The 22,096-nt window shown below is 67.3% G+C and carries 20 protein-coding genes; 14 read left to right on the plus strand and 6 right to left on the minus strand.

From position 1 onward, the window contains the following. Positions 1-2: 2 nt before the first annotated feature. The 5 genes from ACAM57_RS03250 to ACAM57_RS03270 form a co-directional block, all read right to left on the minus strand. The gene (locus ACAM57_RS03250) at positions 3-1,253 is read right to left on the minus strand and encodes a glutamate carboxypeptidase (protein WP_369660685.1); all 1,251 of its coding nucleotides are present in this window, start codon (positions 1,251-1,253) and stop codon (positions 3-5) included. Between the two features lie 84 nt (positions 1,254-1,337). Further along, positions 1,338-2,522, minus strand: a complete 1,185-nt coding sequence (locus ACAM57_RS03255) for an acetyl-CoA C-acyltransferase (protein WP_126023767.1) — start codon at positions 2,520-2,522, stop codon at positions 1,338-1,340. A gap of 50 nt (positions 2,523-2,572) precedes the next feature. Beyond that, positions 2,573-4,393 carry a bifunctional isocitrate dehydrogenase kinase/phosphatase gene (aceK, locus tag ACAM57_RS03260; RefSeq protein WP_369660686.1) on the minus strand — a complete coding sequence of 607 codons (1,821 nt, stop codon included), beginning with the start codon at positions 4,391-4,393 and terminating at the stop codon, positions 2,573-2,575. Between the two features lie 43 nt (positions 4,394-4,436). Next, positions 4,437-5,168, minus strand: coding sequence for a carbonate dehydratase (gene can, locus ACAM57_RS03265; protein ID WP_369660687.1), 732 nt, complete (start codon positions 5,166-5,168; stop codon positions 4,437-4,439). A 27-nt stretch (positions 5,169-5,195) separates the two neighbouring features. Further along, complete coding sequence (locus ACAM57_RS03270) at positions 5,196-5,630, minus strand: MerR family DNA-binding transcriptional regulator (RefSeq protein ID WP_126023764.1); 435 nt, start codon at positions 5,628-5,630, stop codon at positions 5,196-5,198. Positions 5,631-5,750: 120 nt separating this feature from the next. Between ACAM57_RS03270 and ACAM57_RS03275 the strand changes: the two genes are divergently transcribed. From ACAM57_RS03275 to ACAM57_RS03305, 7 genes are all read left to right on the plus strand, one after another. Beyond that, positions 5,751-6,812 carry an MBL fold metallo-hydrolase gene (locus ACAM57_RS03275; protein ID WP_369660688.1) on the plus strand — a complete coding sequence of 354 codons (1,062 nt, stop codon included), beginning with the start codon at positions 5,751-5,753 and terminating at the stop codon, positions 6,810-6,812. A gap of 9 nt (positions 6,813-6,821) precedes the next feature. Then, positions 6,822-8,132, plus strand: a complete 1,311-nt coding sequence (locus ACAM57_RS03280; RefSeq protein WP_369660689.1) for a leucine-rich repeat-containing protein kinase family protein — start codon at positions 6,822-6,824, stop codon at positions 8,130-8,132. Continuing rightward, on the plus strand, positions 8,129-9,049 hold the full coding sequence (locus ACAM57_RS03285; protein WP_369660690.1) for a pseudouridine synthase: 921 nt from the start codon (positions 8,129-8,131) through the stop codon (positions 9,047-9,049). Before ACAM57_RS03280 ends, ACAM57_RS03285 begins: the two co-directional genes overlap by 4 nt. 72 nt (positions 9,050-9,121) lie before the next feature. After that, positions 9,122-9,892 carry an SDR family oxidoreductase gene (locus ACAM57_RS03290; protein WP_126023760.1) on the plus strand — a complete coding sequence of 257 codons (771 nt, stop codon included), beginning with the start codon at positions 9,122-9,124 and terminating at the stop codon, positions 9,890-9,892. Positions 9,893-10,004: 112 nt separating this feature from the next. Continuing rightward, entirely contained in the window at positions 10,005-10,697 is a 693-nt protein-coding gene (locus ACAM57_RS03295) for an HAD family phosphatase (RefSeq protein WP_184640913.1), read from the plus strand. An 85-nt stretch (positions 10,698-10,782) separates the two neighbouring features. Then, positions 10,783-11,109: a thioredoxin family protein gene (locus ACAM57_RS03300; RefSeq protein ID WP_369660691.1), complete on the plus strand. Its 327-nt coding sequence runs from the start codon at positions 10,783-10,785 to the stop codon at positions 11,107-11,109. Positions 11,110-11,155: 46 nt separating this feature from the next. After that, the gene (locus tag ACAM57_RS03305; protein WP_369660692.1) at positions 11,156-11,629 is read left to right on the plus strand and encodes a hypothetical protein; all 474 of its coding nucleotides are present in this window, start codon (positions 11,156-11,158) and stop codon (positions 11,627-11,629) included. Between the two features lie 21 nt (positions 11,630-11,650). Here the strand turns inward: ACAM57_RS03305 and ACAM57_RS03310 are convergent, their stop codons facing one another. Next, a complete protein-coding gene (locus ACAM57_RS03310) occupies positions 11,651-12,679 on the minus strand; it encodes an AraC family transcriptional regulator (RefSeq protein WP_369660693.1) in 1,029 nt (342 codons plus the stop codon). Positions 12,680-12,820: 141 nt separating this feature from the next. Here ACAM57_RS03310 and ACAM57_RS03315 point away from each other — a divergent pair, with 141 nt between their 5' ends. The 7 genes from ACAM57_RS03315 (at position 12,821) to ACAM57_RS03345 (ending at position 22,035) form a co-directional block, all read left to right on the plus strand. Beyond that, positions 12,821-13,993, plus strand: coding sequence for an isovaleryl-CoA dehydrogenase (locus ACAM57_RS03315; RefSeq protein ID WP_369660694.1), 1,173 nt, complete (start codon positions 12,821-12,823; stop codon positions 13,991-13,993). A 57-nt stretch (positions 13,994-14,050) separates the two neighbouring features. Continuing rightward, positions 14,051-15,733 (plus strand): AMP-binding protein, encoded by a 1,683-nt coding sequence (locus ACAM57_RS03320; protein ID WP_369660695.1) that lies wholly within the window; start codon positions 14,051-14,053, stop codon positions 15,731-15,733. Positions 15,734-15,884: 151 nt separating this feature from the next. Next, entirely contained in the window at positions 15,885-17,507 is a 1,623-nt protein-coding gene (locus ACAM57_RS03325; RefSeq protein WP_369660696.1) for a carboxyl transferase domain-containing protein, read from the plus strand. Between the two features lie 10 nt (positions 17,508-17,517). Next, the gene (locus ACAM57_RS03330; RefSeq protein ID WP_369660697.1) at positions 17,518-18,318 is read left to right on the plus strand and encodes an enoyl-CoA hydratase/isomerase family protein; all 801 of its coding nucleotides are present in this window, start codon (positions 17,518-17,520) and stop codon (positions 18,316-18,318) included. Between the two features lie 25 nt (positions 18,319-18,343). Next, the gene (locus ACAM57_RS03335; RefSeq protein ID WP_126023750.1) at positions 18,344-19,018 is read left to right on the plus strand and encodes a DUF4126 domain-containing protein; all 675 of its coding nucleotides are present in this window, start codon (positions 18,344-18,346) and stop codon (positions 19,016-19,018) included. Beyond that, entirely contained in the window at positions 19,011-21,023 is a 2,013-nt protein-coding gene (locus ACAM57_RS03340) for an acetyl-CoA carboxylase biotin carboxylase subunit (RefSeq protein ID WP_369660698.1), read from the plus strand. Before ACAM57_RS03335 ends, ACAM57_RS03340 begins: the two co-directional genes overlap by 8 nt. A gap of 73 nt (positions 21,024-21,096) precedes the next feature. Further along, entirely contained in the window at positions 21,097-22,035 is a 939-nt protein-coding gene (locus ACAM57_RS03345; RefSeq protein WP_369660699.1) for a DUF4349 domain-containing protein, read from the plus strand. The last annotated feature ends 61 nt before the right edge of the window (positions 22,036-22,096 follow it).

The following is a 22,096-nucleotide window of genomic DNA, read 5'->3' on the forward strand; positions in this document are numbered from 1 at the left end:
CCTTACTTGCCTGCCCCCAGGTCCATGATGAGCCGGGCGGCCATGTACAGCCGGCGCGGGATGGCGCTGATGTCCACGTACTCGGCCTTGTCGCTGTGGTAGCCGAAGCCCGGCAGGCCCAGGCTTTCGATCACGGGCTTGCCCGAGAGCGCCGCATAGGCGGCGTCGGTGCCGCCGCCGGTGCGCTCTTCAACGCCCAGCGTGCCACCGGCTTCCTTGTAGTAGGCCACCGCCTTGTCGACCAGCTTCTTGCCGCCTTCGCCCGCGTTGAAGGCCGGACGGCCGCGCGTGACGATCACCTTGACGTCGGCCTCGGGCAGCTTCTTCTGCTGCGCGCGCTCCTCCAGCGTCTTCATGGCGGCGTCGAAGTCTTCGTTGCGCGCGTAGCGCACGTCGGCGTTCAGCGTGGCGCTGGCGGGGATGATGTTCGAGACGTTGCCGGCCTTGGCGATGGTCCAGTTGAAGCGCAGGTTCTTCGACTTGTCGTCGATGTTCATCGTGCGCAGCACCAGGTCGGACGCCTCGACCAGCGCGTTCACGCCCAGCTCCGGCGCGGCACCCGCGTGCGAGGCCTTGCCGGTGATGTTGACCTGCACGTAGGCGATGCCCGAGGTGCCGAGCGAGAGCTTTTCGTCACCGGCGCTGGTGGGCTCGAAGGAGAGCACGTAGTCGGCCAGCTTGGCTTCTTCCTGGATCAGGTCGCGCGAGCCGAAGGAGCCTTTTTCCTCGTCGGTGTTGAACAGCACGGTGATGGTGCCGTAGTCGCGCACGCCGTAGTCCTTCAGCAGCTTGAGCGTGTGCAGGATGACCGCGTTGCCGCCCTTGTCGTCGGCGATGCCGGGGCCGTAGGCCTTGTCGCCCTCGACGCGGAAGGGCGCCTTCGCGAGGATGCCCTTCAGGTAGACGGTGTCCATGTGCGACATCAGCAGCAGGTTCTTGCCGCCGCGGCCCTTGATCTTGCCGACGATGTTGTCGCCCACCACGAGGCCGGCCGACTTGCTGCGCGTGACGGTGAAGCCCAGGTTCTTGAGCTCGGCTTCGAGGTAGTTGCCCGCGGCGGCGATGCCTTCGGCGTCACCGGTGCCGGTCTCGATGTTGACGAGCTTCTCCAGCGTCTTGATCACCGCGGGCTGCTCGTCGGTGGCGGCCTGGAACAGCACGTTGTCGCGCTTCTGGGCCCAGGTGGCGGCGGGCGCGACGAAGGCGGCGGCCAGCAAGGCGGCGAGGGCGGTACGGTGGATGGAAGGGCGCATGAAATCTCCTGCTCTACGCATTTGTATGTCTGTCTGTATGAAAAAAGCCGGGAGCGCCCTGATCGGACGCTGCCGGCCCTGCTCTTATAGCAATTCGAGTGCCACGGCCGTGCCTTCGCCGCCGCCGATGCACAGCGTCGCCACGCCGCGCGTCTTGCCGCGCGCCTTCAGCGCGTGGATCAGCGTGACCATGATGCGCGCGCCGCTGGCACCGATCGGATGGCCCAGCGCGCAGGCGCCGCCGTGCACGTTGACGATGTCGTGCGAAACGTCGAGTTCGTGCATCAGCGCCATCGGCACCACGGCGAAGGCTTCGTTCACTTCCCAGAGGTCGACATCGCGCGCCTTCCAACCGGTCTTGGCGAAGAGCTTCTGCACCGCACCGACCGGCGCGGTGGAGAACCACTCGGGCTGCTGCGCATGCGTGGCGTGGCCGACGACGCGGGCGATGGGCTTCGCGCCGATCTTCTTCGCGTGCGACTCGGTCATCATCACCAGCGCGGCCGCACCGTCGTTGATCGAGGAGCTCGATGCGGCGGTGATGGTGCCGCCGTCCTTCTTGAACGCGGGCTTGAGCGTGGGGATCTTGTCGAGCTTGACCTTGCCCGGGCCCTCGTCGACCGAGATCACGGTCTCGCCGCCGCGGCCCTTCACGGTGACGGGCGCGATCTCGTCCTTGAAGAGGCCGGTGTCGGTGGCCTTCTTGGCGCGCTCGACGCTGGCGATGGCGAAGGCGTCCTGCTGCTCGCGCGTGAACTTGTACTTGGCGGCGCAGTCCTCGCCGAAGGTGCCCATGCTGCGGCCGGGCTGGTAGGCGTCTTCGAGGCCGTCGAGCATCATGTGGTCGAAGATGCGGTCGTGGCCCATGCGGTAGCCGCCGCGGCCCTTGAGCATGAGGTAGGGCGCGTTGGTCATGCTTTCCATGCCGCCGGCCACCATCACCTCGTGCGTGCCCGCCAGCAGCAGGTCGTGCGCGAGCATCGCTGCCTTCATGGCCGAGCCGCACATCTTGCTGAGCGTGACAGCGCCCGCGCTGTCGGGCAGGCCGCCCTTGTAGGCCGCCTGGCGCGCCGGGGCCTGGCCCTGGCCGGCCATCAGGCAGTTGCCGAACAGCACCTCGCCCACGCTGTCGGGCGCGATGCCCGCGCGCTCGACGGCGGCCTTGATGGCGACGCCGCCGAGGTCGTGCGCGGAAAGGGAGGCGAAATCGCCCTGGAAGCCGCCCATGGGGGTGCGGGCGGCGCCGACGATGACGATGGATTCGGACATGGAGGTCTCCTTCGGAAATGTGAAAGCGGAATCGGAAAAGAAACGACGGGTCAGAAGTGCGTCGCGTGCCCCTCGTGCCTGAAGCGCTGCGACTCTTCGTAGGGGAACACGTCCAGCATCTGCCCGGCCTGGATGCGTTCCTTGTGGTGCTGCCAGAAGGCGGCGTCGAGCAGGTCGGCGTGGTGCGCCATGAAGGCCGCGCGCACGTCCTTGTTGCCCAGCAGGAAGGGTTCGAAGGTTTCGGGGAACACGTCCTTCGGGCCCACCGAATACCAGACCTCGCCGCTCATCTCGTCTTCCTCGTTGCGCGGCGTGGGTACCTTGCGGAACTGGCAGTCGGTGACGTACTCGATCTCGTCGTAGTCGTAGAACACGACCTTGCCGCCGCGCGTGACGCCGAAGTTCTTCCACAGCATGTCGCCGGGGAAGATGTTGGCGGCCACCATGTCCTTGATGGCGTTGCCGTATTCGACGACCGCATGTTCGAGCTGGTCCTTCGCGCGCTTCGCATGCGCCGGGCTCTCGGGGGCGGCCAAGGTGTCGAAGGCTTCCTGCAGGTAGATGTTCAGCGGGATCATGCGCCGCTCGATGTAGACGTGTTTCACCACGACTTCCATCTCCCCGTTGCCGTCGCGGTCGCCGATTTCCAGCTGGCTGGGCGCGAACCTGCGGATTTCCTCGATCAGCTCGGGCTCGAAGCGGTCGAGCGGAAAGCCCACGTCGCTGTACTCCAGCGTGTCGGCCATGCGGCCCACGCGGTCGTGCTGCTTCACGAGCATGTACTTGCCCTTGATCTGCTCGCGCGTGGTGTCCTTCTGCGGCGGATAGAAGTCCTTGATGACCTTGAACACGAACGGGAACGAAGGCAGGTCGAACACCAGCATCACCATGCCCTTGATGCCGGGCGCGATGCGGAAGCGGTCGCTCGAGTAGTTCAGGTGCGAAAGAAAGTCGCGATAGAAGAGCGTCTTGCCCTGCTTGGCCAGGCCCAGTGCGTTGTAGATCTCGGCGCGCGGCTTGCGCGGCATGAGCGAGCGCAGGAACTGCACCCAGGCGGAGGGCACCTCCATGTCGACCATGAAGTAGGCGCGCGCGAAGCTGAAGAGCATCTGCAGGTCGTCCTCGCCGAAGAGCGCCGCGTCAATGTAGAACCGGCCGTGGCTGTCGTGCAGTATGGGCAGCGAGAAGGGCAGCTCGGTGAAACCGTTCATGATCTTGCCGACCACGTACGCACCCTTGTTGCGGAAGAACAGCCCCGAGAGCACCTGCAGCTGGAAGTTGGCGCGCAGCTTGACCTGGTTGAAGCGGCCCAGGATGACGTGCGCCACGCGCTCCGCGTCACGCCGCTTGCTGGCGAAGCTGCCGATCAGCGCGAAGTCGTCGAGCATCTGCTCGACGGTGTCGGCCAGCGTCTCGGGCTTGGGGTAGTAGGGGCGGTAGGTGGGCGCGCCTCGCGGCTCGATGTACTCGGTGCTGATGGCCGGGCGCACGAAGATGAAGTCGTTCTGGAAGTACGCCCGATGCAGGATCTTCGTGGTCACCGAGTTGAAGAAGGTCTCGGCCAGCTCGGGCTGGTGGTGGTCCACCAGCAGGCCGATGTAGTGCAGCTTGATCTGGTGCCACACGTCCATCGGCTGCTCGCCTGCCTTGAACTCTTTCTCGAGCCGGGCCACGGCCTCGCTCACGCGCAGGTCGTAGAACTCGATGCGCTCGCGCTGCGCGCGCTGCTGGCCATGCCAGTCGGCAGTCTCGAAGCGGTGCTTGGCGCGCGCCGACTCGGCCCTGAACAACCGGTAGTGCCGGTTGAAGCCGTCCATCATCGCCTTCGCGATGTCGTAGGCCAGCGGCGAGTCGAGGCGCTGCGGGAACATGGCGGCGAGAGACAGCGGATGAAAGGCTGCGAGCCGCCCGGTATCAGGCCGGCTCGGAGCCGCTGTTCGCGGCCTGGGCCCCGATCGAACGCACCACCTCGCCCGGCTTGCTCCACTTGTGGCGGATGCGCTGCACGGTGGCCTTGTAGGCGGCGTCCAGCGGCTGGGTGCCGTCCACGCTCAGGCCCAGGTCCTGCAGCAGGCCGTCGTGCACGCCGAAGGTCCAGCCGTGGATCTTGACCTTCTGGCCGCGGGCCCAGGCATCGACCATCACGGTGCTGACGGCCACGTTGACCACCTGCTCGGCCACGTTGAGTTCGCACAGCGCATCGACGCGGGCTTCCTCGTCGGGCAGGCTCTCCAGCATCACGTGGTGGCGGTCGCGCACGTCCTGGATGTGGCGGATCCAGTTGTCGGCCAGGCCGATGCGCGCGCCGCTCAACGCAGCCTTCACGCCAGCGCAGCCGTAGTGGCCGACCACCATGATGTGCTCGACCTTCAGGTGCTCCACCGCGAACTGGATCGCCGAGAGCGCGTTGAGGTCCGAGTGCACCACGATGTTGGCCACGTTGCGGTGCACGAACACTTCACCCGGCTCCAGTCCGGTGATCTGGTTGGCGGGCACGCGGCTGTCGGAACAGCCGATCCACATGTAGCGCGGCGTCTGCTGCTTCACCAGGCCGGTGAAGAAGCCGGGCCGGTCGCGTTCCATCTGCGCGGACCAGGCGCGGTTGTGGGCGAAGAGGTCGTCGAGGTTGTCGGATTTTTCGGACATAGTCGGCTATTGTCGGTGAGAGGTGTATCAGGCCTTGGCTTCGGCCGGTTTCTGGGCCTTGCCGGCCTTCTGTGCCTTGGTTTTCTGCGCCTTGGCGAGTGTTGCCCGCCCCTTCTTCTCGTGCTCCTTCACTTCGGCGAGATTGGCCTGCAGTTCGGCCAGCTGCGCTTCGAGCTGGGCCCGGTGGGCACCCAGCACGCCGAGGAATCTTTCCAGCTGCGGGACGGTGTCGCGCGGGCTGTCGTACATGTCGAGGATGTCCTTGGCCTCCGTGAGGCTCAGGCCCAGGCGCTTGGCGCGCAGGGTGAGCGTGAGCCGGGCCCGGTCGCGCGAGCTGTAGATGCGCTGCAGGCCGGCGCGCTCGGGCGAGAGCAGGCCCATGTCCTCGTAGAAGCGGATGGCCCGCGTGGTGAGGTCGAACTCCTTCGCGAGCTGGCTGATGGTGAAGGTCTGCGCGGGCATGACGACGGTGGCGGAAAAGGGCCTTGTTCGGGGGACGTTACGGGCGCGACAGCAGGTTTTCGCCGCGATCCCTACAATGGTGCCCTTGACTCATGACGTTTACGTAAACGTCAATCTTACATGAACCTCCTCGAACGCGAACTCCACTACCCCCTCGGCGACACGCTCCCCGAGCCCGGCCGGACCCTGGAAGTGGCGCCCGGCGTGCGCTGGATCCGCATGCGGCTGCCCTTCGCGCTCGACCACATCAACCTCTGGCTGCTTCGCGACAGCATCGACGGCGTCGAGGGCTGGACGGTGGTCGACTGCTGCATCGCCCGCGACGAGGCGCGCGCGCAATGGGAGCAGGTGTTCGAGACGCAGCTGCAGGGCATGCCGATCCTGCGCGTCATCGTCACCCACATGCACCCCGACCATATCGGCCTGGCCGACTGGCTGTGCAAGCGCTGGAACGCACCGCTGTGGATCAGTTCCACCGACTACCACGTGGCCCGCGTGCTCAGCACCGCCGGCGACACCCTGGCGGGCGGCGAACAGGCGGCGCGCTTCTTCGCCTCGCACGGCCTGACCGATCCCGAGTCGGTCGCCAAGATACGGGCGCGTACCAACTACTACGCGAACATGGTGCCCTCGGTGCCCGACAGCTTCGTGCGCATGCTCGACGGCGACATCGTCGACATCGGCGGCCACGCCTGGCGCTGCATCAGCGGCTATGGCCACGCGCCCGAGCACATTTCGCTGTACTGCGACGAGCTCAAGCTGCTGCTGGGCGGCGACATGATGCTGCCGCGCATCTCCACCAACGTGAGCGTGCACGCAGGCGAGCCCGAGGCGAACTCGCTGCGACTCTTTCTCGACAGCATCGAGAAATTCAAGTCGCTGCCTGCCGACACACTGGGGCTGCCTTCGCACGGCAAGCCGTTCCGGGGCATCCATCGCCGCGTCGAGCAGCTGCAGGAGCATCACCGCGACCGCCTGGCCGAGCTGCTCGAAGCCTGCATGGCGCGCGCGCTCACGGCCGCCGAGGGCCTGCCGATCCTGTTCAAGCGCGAACTCGACCTGCACCAGATGACCTTCGCGATGGGCGAGACCGTGGCGCACCTGCACCTGCTGTGGTTCTCGGGCCAGGTGAAGCGCGAACTGGGCCAGGACGGCATCTACCGCTTCGGCCCCAAGGCTTAGACTCGCCCGATGGACACGCTGGCTCAGCTGCGCGCGGGCCGGCTGGCAGGCGCAACACGAATCGATCTCTCGTGCGGACTCACCGAGTTTCCGCGCGAGGTCTTCGACCTTGCCGATTCGCTGGAGGTGCTGAACCTGTCGGGCAACGCGCTCGAGACGCTGCCCGACGACCTGCACCGCCTTCGCAGGCTGCGCGTGCTGTTCTGCTCCGACAACCGCTTCACCACGCTGCCTGAATCCATCGGCCGCTGTAACGGCCTCGACATCGTCGGCTTCAAGGCCAACCGCATCCGCACCGTACCGGCCAATGCGCTGCCGCCTTCGCTGCGATGGCTGATCCTCACCGACAACGAAATCGAAGAGCTTCCCGATTCGCTTGGCGCATGCACGCGGATGCAGAAGCTGATGCTCGCAGGCAACCGCCTGCGCACGCTGCCTGATTCGATGGCGAGGTTCGAGCAGCTCGAACTGCTGCGCATCTCCGCCAACCGCTTCGAGACGCTGCCGGGGTGGCTGCCATCGCTGCCGCGCCTGTCGTGGCTCGCCTGCGCCGGCAATCCGTTCGACACCCAGGCCGAGGATGCGGCCATCGTGGCGCAGTCGGTGCCGCATGTCGACTGGAGCGAACTCACGCTGGGCGAAAAGCTTGGCGAGGGCGCATCGGGCGTGATCCATCGGGCAACCCTGGGTGCTGACTCACGGCCGGTGGCAGTCAAGCTCTTCAAGGGCGCGGTCACCAGCGACGGTTGGCCGCACAGCGAGATGGCCGCCAGCATCGCGGCCGGCGCACACCCCACGCTGATCGCCGCGCAGAGCCGCATCGACGGACACCCCGAAGGCACGGAGGGGCTCGTGATGGCGCTGGTCGATCCCGCGTTCGCTACGCTCGCCGGGCCGCCGAGCCTTGCGTCGTGCACACGCGACGTCTACGCCGAAGAGGCGAAGTGGACTGCCGGCGAGGCGATGCGCATCGCACGCGACATCGCCTCGGCCATGCAGCATCTGCATGCGCGCGGGATTCTTCACGGCGACCTCTACGCCCACAACATCCTGTGGCATGCGCGAGGCGGCGGCCGCCTGGGCGACTTCGGCGCCGCATGGCTCACCGGCGCGCTCGATGCGAGGCAGACACAGGCGTTCCAGGCGCTGGAGGTGCGCGCCTTCGGCTGCCTGCTGGAAGAGCTTCTGAACCGCTGCACCGACGTGCCTGCGCCGGAGGCCGCAAGGCTGAAGGGCCGCTGCCTGCACCCCGACGCAGCAGCGCGCCCGACCTTCGCCGAAGCCCTGTCGATACTGCAGCAGCACGCCCTCCAGCCATGACCCGTCGCCGCCCTGCGCAGATGCCGCTGCCCACGCGCGACGGCGTGGGCCCGAGCTGCATCGGCCTGCCTTACGGTGCCTGGCCGACCATCGCGGAGTTCCTGATCGAGCGCTTTCCCGTCATCACGCGCCAGGCCTGGATGGAGCGCATCGAGGCGGGAGACGTCGTCGACGAGCACGGCGTGCCCGTGACCGCCGCGCGCCGCTACCAGTCGCCGCTGCGCGTGTACTACTACCGCACGCTCGACGGCGAGGTGAGCATTCCTTTCGAGGAGGAGGTCGTCTTCCAGGACGACCAGCTGCTGGTCGTCGACAAGCCTCCCTTCGTGCCCGTGACGCCCAAGGGCAAGTACCTGAAGGAAAGCCTGCTGGTGCGCCTCAAGCGCAAGCTGGGGCTCGACGACCTCGTGCCGCTGCACCGCATCGACCGAAGCACCTCGGGGCTGGTGCTGTTCTCGGTGAAGCCCGCGACGCGAGGCGTCTACCAGTCCCTGTTTCCGGAGCGCCGCATCACCAAGCACTACGAGGCCGTGGTGCCGTGGCGGGAGGGCGTGTCGTCGGTGCCGGAGGTCTACCGCAGCCGCCTTGTGGACGACGACCATTTCATGCGCGTACGCGAGGAGCCCGGCGAGCCCAACTCCGAGACCCGCATCGAAGTGCTGAACGTGCAGGACGGCCTTGCGCTGCTGCGGCTGTCGCCCATTACCGGCCGCAAGCACCAGCTGCGCGTGCACTGCCTGGCGCTGGGCATGCCGATCGTGAACGATCCGATCTATCCCGTGCTGCTGCCCGAGGGCGCCGACGACTTCGCCCGGCCCATGCAGTTGCTCGCGCGTTCGCTCTCCTTCGTCGACCCGGTGACGGGGGCGCAACGCAGCTTCGGCAGCCGCCGCAGCCTGCTGCTGACACCGAGGTGACGCGCGCGCGGAGCGGCGCGCAATAAGCTCGGTTTCCTGAATCCGATCACTCTTTCAGGAGACATCCGCACCATGGACACCACCCAACTCTTCTCGCTGAAGGGCCGCACCGCGCTCATCACCGGCGGCTCGCGCGGCATCGGCCGCATGATCGCCGAGGGCTTCCTCGCGCAGGGCGCGCGCGTCTACATCTCGGCGCGTAAGGCCGCGGCCTGCGACCAGACGGCGAAGGAGCTGTCGGCTTTCGGGCATTGCGTTTCCTTGCCGGCCGACGTGTCGACGGTGGAGGGGGCGCAGGCGCTGGTCGATGCCTATGCGAAGCATGAAGGCTCGCTGGACATCCTCGTGAACAACGCCGGTGCCGCCTGGGGTGCGCCGTACGAGGAGTTTCCGGAAAGCGGATGGGACAAGGTGGTGGACCTGAACCTGAAGACGCCGTTCTTCCTGACCAAGGCGTTGACGCCGATGCTCAAGAAAGCCGCCACCGACCATCTGGCGAAGGTGATCAACATTGCGTCGATCGACGGGATCTCGGTCAATCCGCAGGAGACGTACTCCTATGCGGCGAGCAAGGCGGGGCTGATTCAGCTTACCCGGCGCATGGCGCTGCGGCTGGCGCAGGATCGCATCGTGGTCAGTGCGATTGCGCCTGGGGCCTTTGCTTCGGATATGAACAAGGTGGCTCGGGATCATGGGGATGAGATCAAGGGGCGGATTCCTGCGGGGCGGATCGGGGTGCCGGAAGACATGGCTGGGGCTGCCATCTACCTGGCCTCTCGGGCTGGGGACTATGTGATGGGGTCTACGTTGGTGGTTGACGGGGGCGTTACGCACGCGCGTTGAGTTTTTGGCTGGGTGTTTGTTTCCCGGGGCCGGGCCGAGACCCGGCCTCGGAAAGCAAACCCCAAAAGCCGATTGCTACCATCAACGGCACCCCAAAGGCCCAAAAAACACAATGTCCCCTTTCCCCTTCTCCGCAGTCCTCTTCGACTGCGACGGCGTCCTGGTCGACTCCGAACCCATCACCAACCGCGTCCTGGCCGGCATGCTCGGCGAACTGGGCTGGCAGCTCAGCACAGAGGAAGCGATGAACACCTTCACTGGCAAGGCGGTGAAGGACGAAGCCGCGCTGATCGAATCGAAGACCGGCTTCCGGATCACCGACGAATGGCTGGCGAACTTCCGCGCCCGCCGCAACGAGGCACTGGAACGCGATCTTGTCGCCATTCCGCGTGCTCCTGAAGCCATCCGCGAAATCCACGCCATGCTCGACGGCCGCATCGCCTGCGCCTCCGGCGCCGACCGCCACAAGGTCGAACTGCAGCTCGCCAAGGTCGGCCTGCTCGACTTTTTCCAGGGCCGCATCTTCAGCGGCCACGAGATGCCGCGCTCCAAGCCGCATCCCGATGTGTACCTCGCGGCGGCCAAGGCGCTGGGCGTGGACCCCAGGCGCTGCGCCATCGTGGAAGACACCGTCACCGGCGCGATGGCCGGCGTGGCGGCGGGCGCGACGGTGTTCGGCTACAGCACGGGCGAGTCGGGTCACAGCGGCCCGGGCCCATTGTTGAGCGTGGGCGCGGTGAGGGTGTTCAGCGACATGGCCGAATTGCCCGCGCTGCTTTCGGGCTACGGGCTGCAGGCGGCCTGAGTTTCTGTTGGAATGCGGGAGGAAGCCCGGGCACCCCCGAGCCAACCCCGAGCCGAAGGCAGGCAGGAAGGAAGCAAGCACATCCATGACCTCCGAATACAAAACCGAGCAGCCCGAGCGCAGCGAGATCGACGCGCTCACCGGCCCCGCCGTGGTCGAGTTCGGCACCAACTGGTGCGGCATCTGCAAGGCCGCGCAGCCGAACATCACCGAAGCATTCACCCAGTTCCCGAACGTGCGCCGCATCAAGGTGGAAGACGGCAGCGGCCGCCCGCTGGGCCGCTCGTTCAACGTGCGGCTGTGGCCCACGCTGGTGTTCATGCGCGACGGCAAGGAAGTCGCGAAGCTGGTGCGTCCGGAGGACAGCAAGTCCATCGCCGATGCGCTGGCGCTGATCGATCGGCCGGCCTGACCGCTCCCGGCATGGTGCCTGCCCATCGGTGCAGCGCCGCGAACCCATGAACTCCGAACTGCATCAGCTCGCGAAAACGGCCGATCTCGGCTCGGAAGCGCGGCGGTTGCTGCGGCTGCGTTTCGGCTTCGCGTGCGTGCAGCGTGTGCGGCACCTGCTGGAGTCGCCGAAGGCCCTGGAAGGGCTGGACACGCTGGGCGCATTCCTCGAAGGCAAGATCAGCTCCGCCGCCCTGGCATTGGCCGAACAGCGGATGGCCGTGGTGGCAGGGAGCCATCCGGGCTCCCGCTCCATCGACGGAACGGCCCATGCGGCAGTCTCGGCGACCTATGCGGTGTTCCAGGCGGTTGCCGGCCGCGCACTGCAGGCCGCGGAGTACGCGGCCTACGCAACCGTCTATGCATACGGCGCCTATGCGATCACCGATCCCGAGGCTTTCGCCGAGGAGTTCGCCTGGCAGGTCTCGGCGTTCGAGGCACTGCTGCGCGAAGAGCATCCACTGCCGGCGCGGGCCGGCTGACCCCGCATCCGAACGCAGCGCCTATTTGTCCCGCTGCCTGAAGTCGCGCGGCGCCTGCCCAGTCCATTGCTGGAAGGCGCGCGAAAAGCTCTTCTCGTTGCGAAAGCCCACGGCCAGCGCGACCTGCTTGATGGGGCGGTTGGTCCGGCGCAATTGATCCACGGCCATCTCGTGGCGCACCTCGTTCTTCAGCGCCTGCAGCGAGGTGCCTTCCTCGTGCAGCTGCCGGTGCAGCGTGCGGCCCGACACGTTGAGCAGCGCGGCCAGCGCTTCGGCGGTGGTGGCCTCGTTGGTGCGCGAGCGCAGCAGTTCGCGCACGCGCTGGCCCAGCAGGCGGTCGCGGCGGTATTGCAGGATGGTGAGCGGCAGCGCGCGCTTGAGCATGGCACGCAGCGCGCGTTCGTCGCGCTGCAGCGGCAGGACGAGGTAACGCTCGTCGAAGGCGATGCCGGCCTGCGGCGCGCCGAAGCGCACGTCGGGCGCGAACATCAGCGGGTAGGCGTCGCTGTGCGGCGGCGCGGCGAATGGAAAGGCCGCATGGCGCAGCGAGATGCGCGAATCGATGGCCCAGCACATGTAGCCGTGCACGAAGCGCAGGATGGTCACCAGGCAGAACTCGCGGAAGGCGTCGTCGAGCGGGCGGTTCTCGGCGATGCGCAATGTGGCCACGCCGCCGGCCACGTCGAGCGACAGGCCGATGTCGTCGGTCAGCAGCCGGTGGTGGCGGCACCAGCGCTTGAGGGCCACGCCCAGGTTGGGCGAACTCAGCGAGGCACGGCACAGCATGCCGTAGCTGCCCCAGGGCAGGCGCCGGGAGAACCAGCCGAGCGTTTCGTCGTCGAGTTCCTGCATGGCGTGGCTCGACAGCGCCTCGAACTGCGCCGCCGTCACCCGCGCGCCCGGCCGGGCCAGTTCGCGCGGCGTGATCTGTGCCACCCTCAGTGCCTCCGCAGGGTCCTTGCCGTAGCGCTCGTAGGCCTGCACGATAGCTCTCACGAAGGCCATCGGCGTGACGGCGCGGGTGGGGCGGAGGAACGACGGGGGGGACATGGCTTGGGCGGCGGGTCGTGGCGCAATTTGCAACCATTGTGGCGCCAATTGAGGCGCAGCGAAGCGTAAGCTGCGGACTTTCAAGCAAGCGCCATTCCGCGCGGGTAGCTCTGCGCGCCGACCTCAGAGGAGACAAACCCCATGCACGATCCCGGCCTGAACTTCGACCTGGGCGAGACCATCGACTCGCTGCGCAGCGCGATCCAGGACTTCGCCGCCAACGAGATCGCCCCCCGCGCCGCCGACATCGACCGCGACAATCTGTTCCCGCACGACCTCTGGAAGAAGCTCGGCGACCTCGGCCTGCACGGCATGACGGTGAAGGAGGAGTACGGCGGCACTGAGCTGGGCTACCTGGCCCACATCGTGGCCATGGAAGAGGTCTCGCGCGCATCGGCCTCGGTGGGCCTGTCGTACGGCGCGCACTCCAACCTGTGCGTGAACCAGATCCACCGCAACGGCAATGACGCGCAGAAGAAGAAGTACCTGCCCAAGCTGGTGAGCGGCGAACACGTGGGCGCGCTGGCCATGAGCGAGCCCAACGCCGGCTCCGACGTGGTGAGCATGAAGCTCAAGGCCGAGAAGAAGGACGGCTACTACGTGCTCAACGGCGGCAAGATGTGGATCACCAACGGCGGCGACGCCGACACGCTGGTGATCTACGCCAAGACCGAGCCCGAGATGGGCGCGCGCGGCATGACGGCCTTCATCGTCGAGAAGAGCTTCAAGGGCTTCTCGGCCGGCACCAAGCTCGACAAGCTGGGCATGCGCGGCTCCAACACCTATCCGCTGTTCTTCGACAACTGCGAAGTGCCGGAAGAGAACGTGCTCGGCGGCGAAGGCATGGGCGCCAAGGTGCTGATGAGCGGCCTCGACTACGAGCGCGCCGTGCTCTCCGGCGGCCCGCTGGGCATCATGGCCGCCTGCATGGACGCGGTGATTCCCTACATCCACGAGCGCAAGCAGTTCGGCCAGAGCATCGGCGAGTTCCAGCTGATGCAGGGCAAGATCGCCGACATGTACTCGACCTGGCAGGCCACGCGCGCCTATGTGTACGCCGTTGGCAAGGCCTGCGACCGCAACGACCATGCGCGCACCTTCCGCAAGGACGCGGCGGGCGCGATCCTGTACTCGGCCGAGAAGGCGACCTGGATGGCCGGCGAGGCGATCCAGACGCTGGGCGGCGTGGGCTACACCAAGGAATTCCCGGTCGAGCGGCTGTGGCGCGACGCCAAGCTGTACGAGATCGGCGCGGGCACGAGCGAGATCCGGCGCATGCTGATCGGCCGCGAGCTCTTCTCCGAAACGGCCTAGGATGTTTTGCGCCTTCCCCAGCGGGGAAGGTGCCGGACGAAGGAGACAAGGAAGGAAATGAGCATGACCGCCGCATTGACCGAGAGCTACAACAAGGGCGCCACCGATGTCCCGCTGATCGAACAACCCATCGGCGACTTCTTCGACGACATGGTCGCGAAGCAGCCCGACCGCGAGGCGCTCGTCAGCCGCCACGAAGGCAAGCGCTACACCTACCGCGAGCTGCAGGCCGAATCGAACCGCCTTGCCAGCGCGCTGCTGGGCCTGGGCCTCGTGCCCGGCGACCGCGTCGGCATCTGGTCGCACAACAACGTGCCGTGGGTGCTGATGCAGATCGCCACCGCGAAGGCCGGCCTGATCCTCGTCAACATCAACCCGGCCTACCGCACCGCGGAGCTCGAATACGCGCTCAACAAGGTCGGCTGCAAGGCGCTGGTGACGATGGCGCAGTTCAAGACCAGCGACTACCTCGGCATGCTGCGCGAGCTGGGCCCGGCGAAGCTGCCGCAGCTGGCCCACACCTTCTGGATCGACGCGAAGCCGGGCGAGGGCGCCGAGCAGCCGGGCATGCGCCGCTTCTCGCAGCTGCTCGCCAGCGGCGATGCCGCCGACCCGCGCGTCGCGCAGGTGCAGAAGACACTGAAGGCCACCGACCCGATCAACATCCAGTTCACCAGCGGCACCACGGGCTTTCCCAAGGGCGCGACGCTCACGCACCGCAACATCCTGAACAACGGCTTCTTCATCGGCGAGTGCATGAAGCTCTCGCCGGCCGACAGGCTGTGCATTCCGGTGCCGCTGTATCACTGCTTCGGCATGGTGCTGGGCAACCTGGCCTGCCTCACGCACGGTTCGGCCATCGTGTACCCGAACGACGGCTTCGATCCGCTCACCGTGCTGGAGACGGTGCAGGCCGAGAAATGCACCGGGCTGCACGGCGTGCCGACGATGTTCATCGCCGAGCTCGACCATCCGCGATTCAAGGAGTTCGACCTCTCGACGCTGCGCACTGGCATCATGGCCGGCTCGCCGTGCCCCATCGAGGTGATGAAGCGCGTGGTCAGCGAGATGCACCTTAGCGAGATCACCATCGCCTACGGCATGACCGAGACCAGCCCCGTCAGCTGCCAGAGCAGCACCGACACGCCGCTGGACCGCCGCGTGTCGACCGTGGGCACGGTGCAGCCGCACCTGGAGGTGAAGATCGTCGACCCCGAGACCGGCGCCGTGATGCCCCCGGGCAAGTCGGGCGAGCTGTGCACGCGCGGCTACTCGGTGATGCACGGCTACTGGGACGACGAGGCGAAGACCCGCGAGGCCATCGACGCCGAGCACTGGATGCACACCGGCGACCTTGCCACCATGGATGCCGAAGGCTACGTCAACATCGTCGGGCGCATCAAGGACATGGTGATCCGCGGCGGCGAGAACATCTACCCGCGCGAGATCGAGGAGTTCCTCTACCGCCATCCGAAGGTGCAGGACGTGCAGGTCGTCGGCCTGCCCGACCGCAAGTACGGCGAGGAGCTGTGCGCCTGGATCATCGTCAAGCCCGGCCAGAGCGCCACCGAGGAAGACATCCGCGAGTTCTGCAAGGGCCAGATCGCGCACTACAAGGTGCCGAAGTACATCCGCTTCGTCGCCGAGTTCCCGATGACCGTGACCGGCAAGATCCAGAAATTCAAGATCCGCGACGAGATGAAGGCGCAGCTGGGGCTGGACGAAGCTCGTACAGCGTAGAGCCGTCCATGAACAGCCGAACGCAGAAGAAAGACAAAGGTACGCAGAAGTCGCAGAAGGACATCATCCTGTTTGAAGGTTTTCTTTTGCGACCTTTGCGAAACCTTTGCGCCCTCTGCGTTCGGTTCCCGCTTCCGAATTCCGAATACCCATGACCCAACTCGAAACCAAACTCAATGCCCGCTCGGCCGACTTCCAGGCCAACGCCGCAGCCATGCGTGCACTGGTCGACGACCTGCGCGCGCAGTTCGCGAAAGTGGAGCAGGGCGGCGGCGAGGCCGCGCGCGCCAAGCACACGGCGCGCGGCAAGCTGCTGCCGCGCGACCGCGTGGCCGAGTTGCTCGACCCGGGCACGCCCTTCCTCGAGATCGCGCCGCTGGCCGCGCATGCGATGTACCTCGATGGCAAGGGCGTGGAGTCGGCGCCGGGCGCCGGCATCATCGCGGGCATCGGCCGCGTCAACGGCGTGGACTGCATGATCGTATGCAACGACGCCACGGTGAAGGGCGGTACCTACTACCCGATGACGGTCAAGAAGCACCTGCGCGCGCAGGAGATCGCCGAGCAGAACCGCCTGCCGTGCATCTACCTGGTCGACTCGGGCGGCGCCAACCTGCCGAACCAGGACGAGGTGTTTCCCGACCGCGAGCACTTCGGCCGCATCTTCTACAACCAGGCCAACATGAGCGCGCAGGGCATTCCGCAGATCGCGGTGGTGATGGGCTCGTGCACGGCCGGCGGCGCCTACGTGCCGGCGATGAGCGACGAATCGATCATCGTGAAGAACCAGGGCACCATCTTCCTGGGCGGACCGCCGCTGGTGAAGGCGGCGACGGGCGAGGTGGTGACGGCGGAAGACCTGGGCGGCGGCGACGTGCACACGCGGCTTTCGGGCGTGGCCGACCACCTGGCGCAGAACGACCTGCATGCGCTGGCGCTCGCGCGCACGGCGGTGGCGAACCTCAACGCCAAGGCCCCGCCGGCCCCGGCGAAGGCCGAAGTGCGCGAGCCCGCGTATCCGCGCGAGGAGCTCTACGGCGTGATTCCCACCGACACGCGCAAGCCCTTCGACGTCCGCGAGATCATCGCGCGCATCGTCGACGGCAGCGAGTTCCACGAGTTCAAGGCGCGCTTCGGCGCCACCCTGGTGTGCGGCTTCGCCGAGATCGAGGGCATGCCCGTGGGCATCGTGGCCAACAACGGCATCCTGTTCTCCGAGTCGGCGCAGAAGGGCGCTCACTTCATCGAGCTGTGCTGCCAGCGCAAGACTCCGCTGGTGTTCCTGCAGAACATCACCGGCTTCATGGTGGGCCGCAAGTACGAGAACGAGGGCATCGCGCGCCACGGCGCCAAGATGGTGACGGCCGTGGCCACCGCCAACGTGCCCAAGTTCACCATCATCATCGGCGGCAGCTTCGGCGCCGGCAACTACGGCATGTGTGGCCGCGCATACAGCCCGCGCTTCCTCTGGATGTGGCCCAACGCGCGCATCAGCGTGATGGGCGGCGAGCAGGCCGCGAGCGTGCTCGCCACCGTGAAGCGCGACGGCATCGAGGCCAAGGGCGGCAGCTGGAGCAAGGAAGAGGAAGAAGCCTTCAAGGCGCCGATCCGCCAGCAGTACGAAGACCAGGGCCACCCCTACTACGCCACTGCGCGCCTGTGGGACGACGGCATCATCGATCCGGCCGACACGCGCCGCGTGCTGGCGCTGGGCCTGGCCGCCGCGCGCAACGCGCCGGTGCCGGAGCCGAAGTTCGGCATCTTCCGGATGTGAGGAGGCTGGCATGAGCGAATACACCAAGCTGCAGCTGAGCCTCGACGGCGCCATCGCCCGCATCTGGCTCGACCAGCCCGATGCGCGCAATGCCTTCGACGACGTCGTCATCGCCGAACTCACGCGCGCCTTCACCGAAGCCGGCGCCGCGCCGCAGGTCAAGGCCATCGTACTGGGCGCGAACGGGCCGGCCTTCTGCGCGGGCGCGAACCTCAACTGGATGCGCCGCATGGCCGACTACACGCGCGACGAGAACATCGCCGACGCGGGCAAGCTCGCCGAAATGCTGCGCACCATCGCCGAGTGCCCGAAGCCCACCATCGCGCGCGTGCAGGGCGACGTGTACGCGGGCGGCATGGGACTGGTGGCGGCCTGCGACATGGCGGTGAGCGTCGATACCGCCTGGTACTGCCTGAGCGAGGTGAAGATCGGCCTCGTGCCCGCGACCATCAGCCCGTATGTGCTGCGCGCGATGGGCACGCGCGCCTCGCAGCGCTATTTCCTCACGGCCGAGCGCTTCACCGCGGCGGAGGCCCATCGCATCGGCTTCGTGCATGAAGTGGTGGCCGCCGACGCGCTCGATGCGAAGGTCGACGAATTGTTGAAGGCGCTGACCGGTGCGAGCCCGGCGGCGGTGCGCGCCTGCAAGCAACTGATCGCCGACGTGGCCGGCCGCGAGATCGACGACGCGCTGATCGCGCAGACGGTCGAGGGCATCGCCGACATCCGCGCGAGCGACGAAGGCCGCGAGGGCGTGCAGGCCTTCCTGCAGAAGCGCAAGCCCTCGTGGCTCGAAGCGAGCAAGTCCTGAAGACCCATCCCCCGGAGGTCGCGCCATGAACACCAGCCTCGACATGCCGCAGCTGCTCGCGCTAGCCGCCGCCATCGGCTGGGCCAGCGGCGTGCGGCTCTACCTGGTCGTGCTGCTGACGGGCCTGGCCGGCTACTTCGGCTGGGTGCCGCTGCCGGGCGGGCTGCAGATGCTGGCGCATCCGGTGGTGATCGCGGCCAGCGGCTTCATGGTGTTCATCGAATTCTTCGCCGACAAGATCCCGGGCCTCGATTCGCTGTGGGACGTCGTGCACACGGCCATCCGCATCCCGGCGGGCGCGGCGCTCGCCGCCAGCGTGTTCGGCGTGGACCACGGTGTGATGGCCATCGTGGCGGCGCTGTTGGGCGGCAGCTTCGCGGCCACGGCGCATGCGGCCAAGGCCACGACGCGCGCGGCCATCAACACCTCGCCCGAGCCGTTCTCGAACGTCGGCGCCTCGCTGGCGGAAGACACCATGGTGCCCGCGGGGCTGTGGCTCGCGGTGGCGCATCCCTTCGTATTTCTCGTGCTGTTCGTGCTGGTGCTGGTGGCGAGCGTGTGGCTCATCCGCAAGAGCTGGCGTTTCCTCAAGGCGCTGTTCGCCCGCGTGGCCCGCATCTTCAGCGGCCGGCCCGATCCGGGCGTGGTGCCCGCGTTTCAACTGAAAAAGAATCCTCCGGGAGACACTCCGAATGTTTAAGAAGATCCTCATTGCGAACCGTGGCGAGATCGCCTGCCGCGTCGCGGCAACTGCCCGCCGCATGGCCATCCGCACCATCGCCGTGTATTCCGACGCCGACGCGCACGCCAATCACGTCCGTGCGTGCGACGAGTCGGTCCATCTTGGCGGCAGCGCGCCCAAAGACAGCTACCTGTGCTGGGAAAAGATCCTCGAGGCCGCCAAGGCCACGGGCGCCGAGGCGGTCCACCCCGGCTACGGCTTCCTGAGCGAGAACGAGGAGTTCGCGCAGGCCTGCGCCGACGCCGGCCTGGTCTTCATCGGCCCGCCGCCCTCGGCCATCAAGGCGATGGGCCTGAAGGCCGAGTCGAAGCAGTTGATGGAGAAGGCCGGCGTGCCGCTGGTGCCCGGCTATCACGGCCACGACCAGAACCCGCAGCTGCTGCAGCGCGAGGCCGACCGCATCGGCTATCCCGTGCTCATCAAGGCCAGCGCGGGCGGCGGCGGCAAGGGCATGCGCGCGGTCGACAAGGCGGAGGACTTCGCCGCCGCGCTCGCCTCATGCCAGCGGGAGGCCATCAACAGCTTCGGCGACGACGCGGTGCTGATCGAGAAGTACGTGCAGCGCCCGAGGCACATCGAGATCCAGGTGTTCGGCGACACGCACGGCAACTATGTCTACCTGTTCGAGCGCGACTGCTCGGTGCAGCGGCGCCACCAGAAGGTGCTCGAAGAAGCGCCCGCGCCTGGCATGACGGAGGCGATGCGCAAGCAGATGGGCGAGGCCGCAGTGGCTGCTGCGCGTGCCGTGAACTACGTGGGCGCAGGCACTGTGGAGTTCATCGTCGAGCAGCGAGAGGGCGGCGAGATGAACTTCTTCTTCATGGAGATGAACACGCGGCTGCAAGTGGAGCATCCGGTGACCGAGGCCATCACGGGTCAGGATCTCGTCGAATGGCAGCTGCGCGTGGCTTCGGGCGAGGCGCTGCCTGCGAAGCAGGCCGAACTGCAGATCCACGGCCATGCCATCGAGGCGCGCATCTGCGCCGAGAACCCCGACAACAACTTCCTGCCCGCCACCGGCACGCTGCGCGTCTACCGTAAGCCTGCTGCCACGGCCTTCCAGCGCAGCCGTGTGCGCATCGACGACGGCGTGCGCGAGGGCGGCGAGATCTCGCCCTTCTACGACTCGATGATCGCCAAGCTCATCGTGCACGGCAGCACGCGCGAGGAAGCGCTGGCCCGGCTCGATGCGGCGCTGGCGCAGGTGCAGATCGTGGGCGTGGCGACCAACGTGCAGTTCCTGCGCGGCATCCTGGCGACCGAATCGTTTTCGAAGGCCAACCTCGACACCGCGCTGATCGAGCGCGAGCGCGCGGTGCTGTTCGACCGCGAGCCGCTGGGGCTGCCGCTGGCGGCAGCCGCCGCGATCACGCGCACGCTGATCGGCGAATGGCCCGGGAAGATGCCCGATCCCTTTGCGCGGCGTGACGGCTGGCGCTCGCTGGGCGAGTACCGGCGCCACTTCGACTTCGAGTTTCGCGGAGCGGAGCAAACCGCGCTGCTGACCTACAAGCGCGACGGCGGCCTGTGGCTCGAAGCCGGTGGCGTTGCGGGCCCGCTGGTCATCGGCCGGTTCCCGACCGGCGAGTTCGAGGTGGAGTTCGCGGGCAGCCGCCAGACGCTCGACGTGCACCTCGACGGCGCCGTGGCCCATGTCTTCGCCTCGAAGGGCGCGACGAAGATCACCGCCATCGACCGGCTGGCCCATGCGGGCGACACGCAGGCCGAAGGCGGCCGGCTCACCGCGCCGATGCCCGGCAAGGTGGTGTCCTTCGCGGTCAAGGCCGGCGACAAGGTCAGCCGCGGCCAGCCGCTGGCGGTGATGGAGGCGATGAAGATGGAGCACACCATCGCCGCGCCGGCCGACGGCACGGTGGAAGAGCTGATGTTCGCGCCGGGCGAGCAGGTGGCCGAAGGCGACGAGCTGCTGCGCATGAGCGCCGCAGCCGCTACGGCAGCCTGAAAAAAAAGTTAACCCCGTTGCGGGCGCCCGCCCGTATGAGCTGCGGTAGTCAACATTCAAGGGAACTCCTTCCATGACCTATCGCATGCCCAGTTTCTCCGTCCGCCGCCATGCGGGCATCGCCCTGCTGGCCCTGGCAGCAGCCCTTTCACTGGCCGGCTGCGGCCGCAACGGCGAGGAGAAGCGGGCGGCAGCCGTGTTCTCCGAGCCGGCCCCGCCGCCCGCGCCCATGCAGGCCGCGAGCGGGTACGCAGGCGGCGCGGACATGCGGATGCGGTCGGCCGAGGCGGCCACCGACGAGTCCCGGAACAGCCAGGACACCCCCCTGCAGCGCTTCCTGGCCGTGCGCCAGGAGCTGAACGTCGAGGTGCCGGCCGACCAGCTCGCCGATGCCTGGGGCAAGGTGCGCGACCTCTGCGGCACGCTGAAGTGCGAGTTGCTGTCGTCGTCGCTGCTGCGCGAGACGCCGCAGCAGCCCGGCAACGCCATGCTGGAGATGCGCGTGGAGCCTGCCGACGTCGAGAAGCTGCTCGGCGGCCTGGCGGGCGTGGCCAGCGTGGTCTCGCACACCACCACCAGCGAGGACAAGACCGCCGAGGTCATCGACGTCGAGGCCCGCATCAGGAACCGGACCGAGTTCCGCGACAGCCTGCGCGCGATGCTGCGCGACACCGTCACCAAGCGCACCATGACCGACCTGCTGGCCATCCAGCGCACGCTGTCGGACACGCAGGCCGAGCTCGACGCCATCGCCACGCAGCGCAAGGTGCTGGCGCAGCAGACCAGCAAGCAGCACATCCAGATCCAGTTCACGGCCAGGCGCGCGCTGGTGAGCGGCGGCGACGGCTACAGCCCGATGCGCAATGCGCTGCGCAACGCGGGCTCGGTGCTGTCGGAAAGCGTGGGCTCGCTCATCACCTTCATCGCAGCCGTGCTGCCGTGGCTGCTGCTGGTGGTGCTGCCGCTGGGCTGGCTGGCGCGGGTGCTGTGGCGCCGCCGCCGCGCCAGCTAAGACGCGCCAGCTAAGAATCAGTCAGTAAGATCGCGCACCTACCGCTTCAAGGCCTTTTGTT

This window comes from Variovorax sp. V15, from assembly GCF_041154425.1.
Taxonomy (GTDB): domain Bacteria; phylum Pseudomonadota; class Gammaproteobacteria; order Burkholderiales; family Burkholderiaceae_C; genus Variovorax; species Variovorax guangxiensis.

Excerpts from the sequence above, each read along its gene's own strand:
- ACAM57_RS03325 (WP_369660696.1), top strand. The coding sequence starts at position 15,885 with ATGACCCAACTCGAAACCAAACTCAATGCCCGCTCGGCCGACTTCCAG.
- ACAM57_RS03270 (WP_126023764.1), bottom strand. The coding sequence starts at position 5,630 with ATGCCCGCGCAGACCTTCACCATCAGCCAGCTCGCGAAGGAGTTCGAC.
- ACAM57_RS03310 (WP_369660693.1), bottom strand. The coding sequence starts at position 12,679 with ATGTCCCCCCCGTCGTTCCTCCGCCCCACCCGCGCCGTCACGCCGATG.
- ACAM57_RS03280 (WP_369660689.1), top strand. The coding sequence starts at position 6,822 with ATGGACACGCTGGCTCAGCTGCGCGCGGGCCGGCTGGCAGGCGCAACA.
- ACAM57_RS03335 (WP_126023750.1), top strand. The coding sequence starts at position 18,344 with ATGAACACCAGCCTCGACATGCCGCAGCTGCTCGCGCTAGCCGCCGCC.
- can (WP_369660687.1), bottom strand. The coding sequence starts at position 5,168 with ATGTCCGAAAAATCCGACAACCTCGACGACCTCTTCGCCCACAACCGC.
- ACAM57_RS03330 (WP_369660697.1), top strand. The coding sequence starts at position 17,518 with ATGAGCGAATACACCAAGCTGCAGCTGAGCCTCGACGGCGCCATCGCC.
- ACAM57_RS03295 (WP_184640913.1), top strand. The coding sequence starts at position 10,005 with ATGTCCCCTTTCCCCTTCTCCGCAGTCCTCTTCGACTGCGACGGCGTC.
- ACAM57_RS03340 (WP_369660698.1), top strand. The coding sequence starts at position 19,011 with ATGTTTAAGAAGATCCTCATTGCGAACCGTGGCGAGATCGCCTGCCGC.
- ACAM57_RS03320 (WP_369660695.1), top strand. The coding sequence starts at position 14,051 with ATGAGCATGACCGCCGCATTGACCGAGAGCTACAACAAGGGCGCCACC.
- ACAM57_RS03275 (WP_369660688.1), top strand. The coding sequence starts at position 5,751 with ATGAACCTCCTCGAACGCGAACTCCACTACCCCCTCGGCGACACGCTC.
- ACAM57_RS03315 (WP_369660694.1), top strand. The coding sequence starts at position 12,821 with ATGCACGATCCCGGCCTGAACTTCGACCTGGGCGAGACCATCGACTCG.
- ACAM57_RS03250 (WP_369660685.1), bottom strand. The coding sequence starts at position 1,253 with ATGCGCCCTTCCATCCACCGTACCGCCCTCGCCGCCTTGCTGGCCGCC.
- ACAM57_RS03285 (WP_369660690.1), top strand. The coding sequence starts at position 8,129 with ATGACCCGTCGCCGCCCTGCGCAGATGCCGCTGCCCACGCGCGACGGC.
- ACAM57_RS03305 (WP_369660692.1), top strand. The coding sequence starts at position 11,156 with ATGAACTCCGAACTGCATCAGCTCGCGAAAACGGCCGATCTCGGCTCG.
- ACAM57_RS03255 (WP_126023767.1), bottom strand. The coding sequence starts at position 2,522 with ATGTCCGAATCCATCGTCATCGTCGGCGCCGCCCGCACCCCCATGGGC.
- ACAM57_RS03345 (WP_369660699.1), top strand. The coding sequence starts at position 21,097 with ATGACCTATCGCATGCCCAGTTTCTCCGTCCGCCGCCATGCGGGCATC.
- aceK (WP_369660686.1), bottom strand. The coding sequence starts at position 4,393 with ATGTTCCCGCAGCGCCTCGACTCGCCGCTGGCCTACGACATCGCGAAG.
- ACAM57_RS03300 (WP_369660691.1), top strand. The coding sequence starts at position 10,783 with ATGACCTCCGAATACAAAACCGAGCAGCCCGAGCGCAGCGAGATCGAC.
- ACAM57_RS03290 (WP_126023760.1), top strand. The coding sequence starts at position 9,122 with ATGGACACCACCCAACTCTTCTCGCTGAAGGGCCGCACCGCGCTCATC.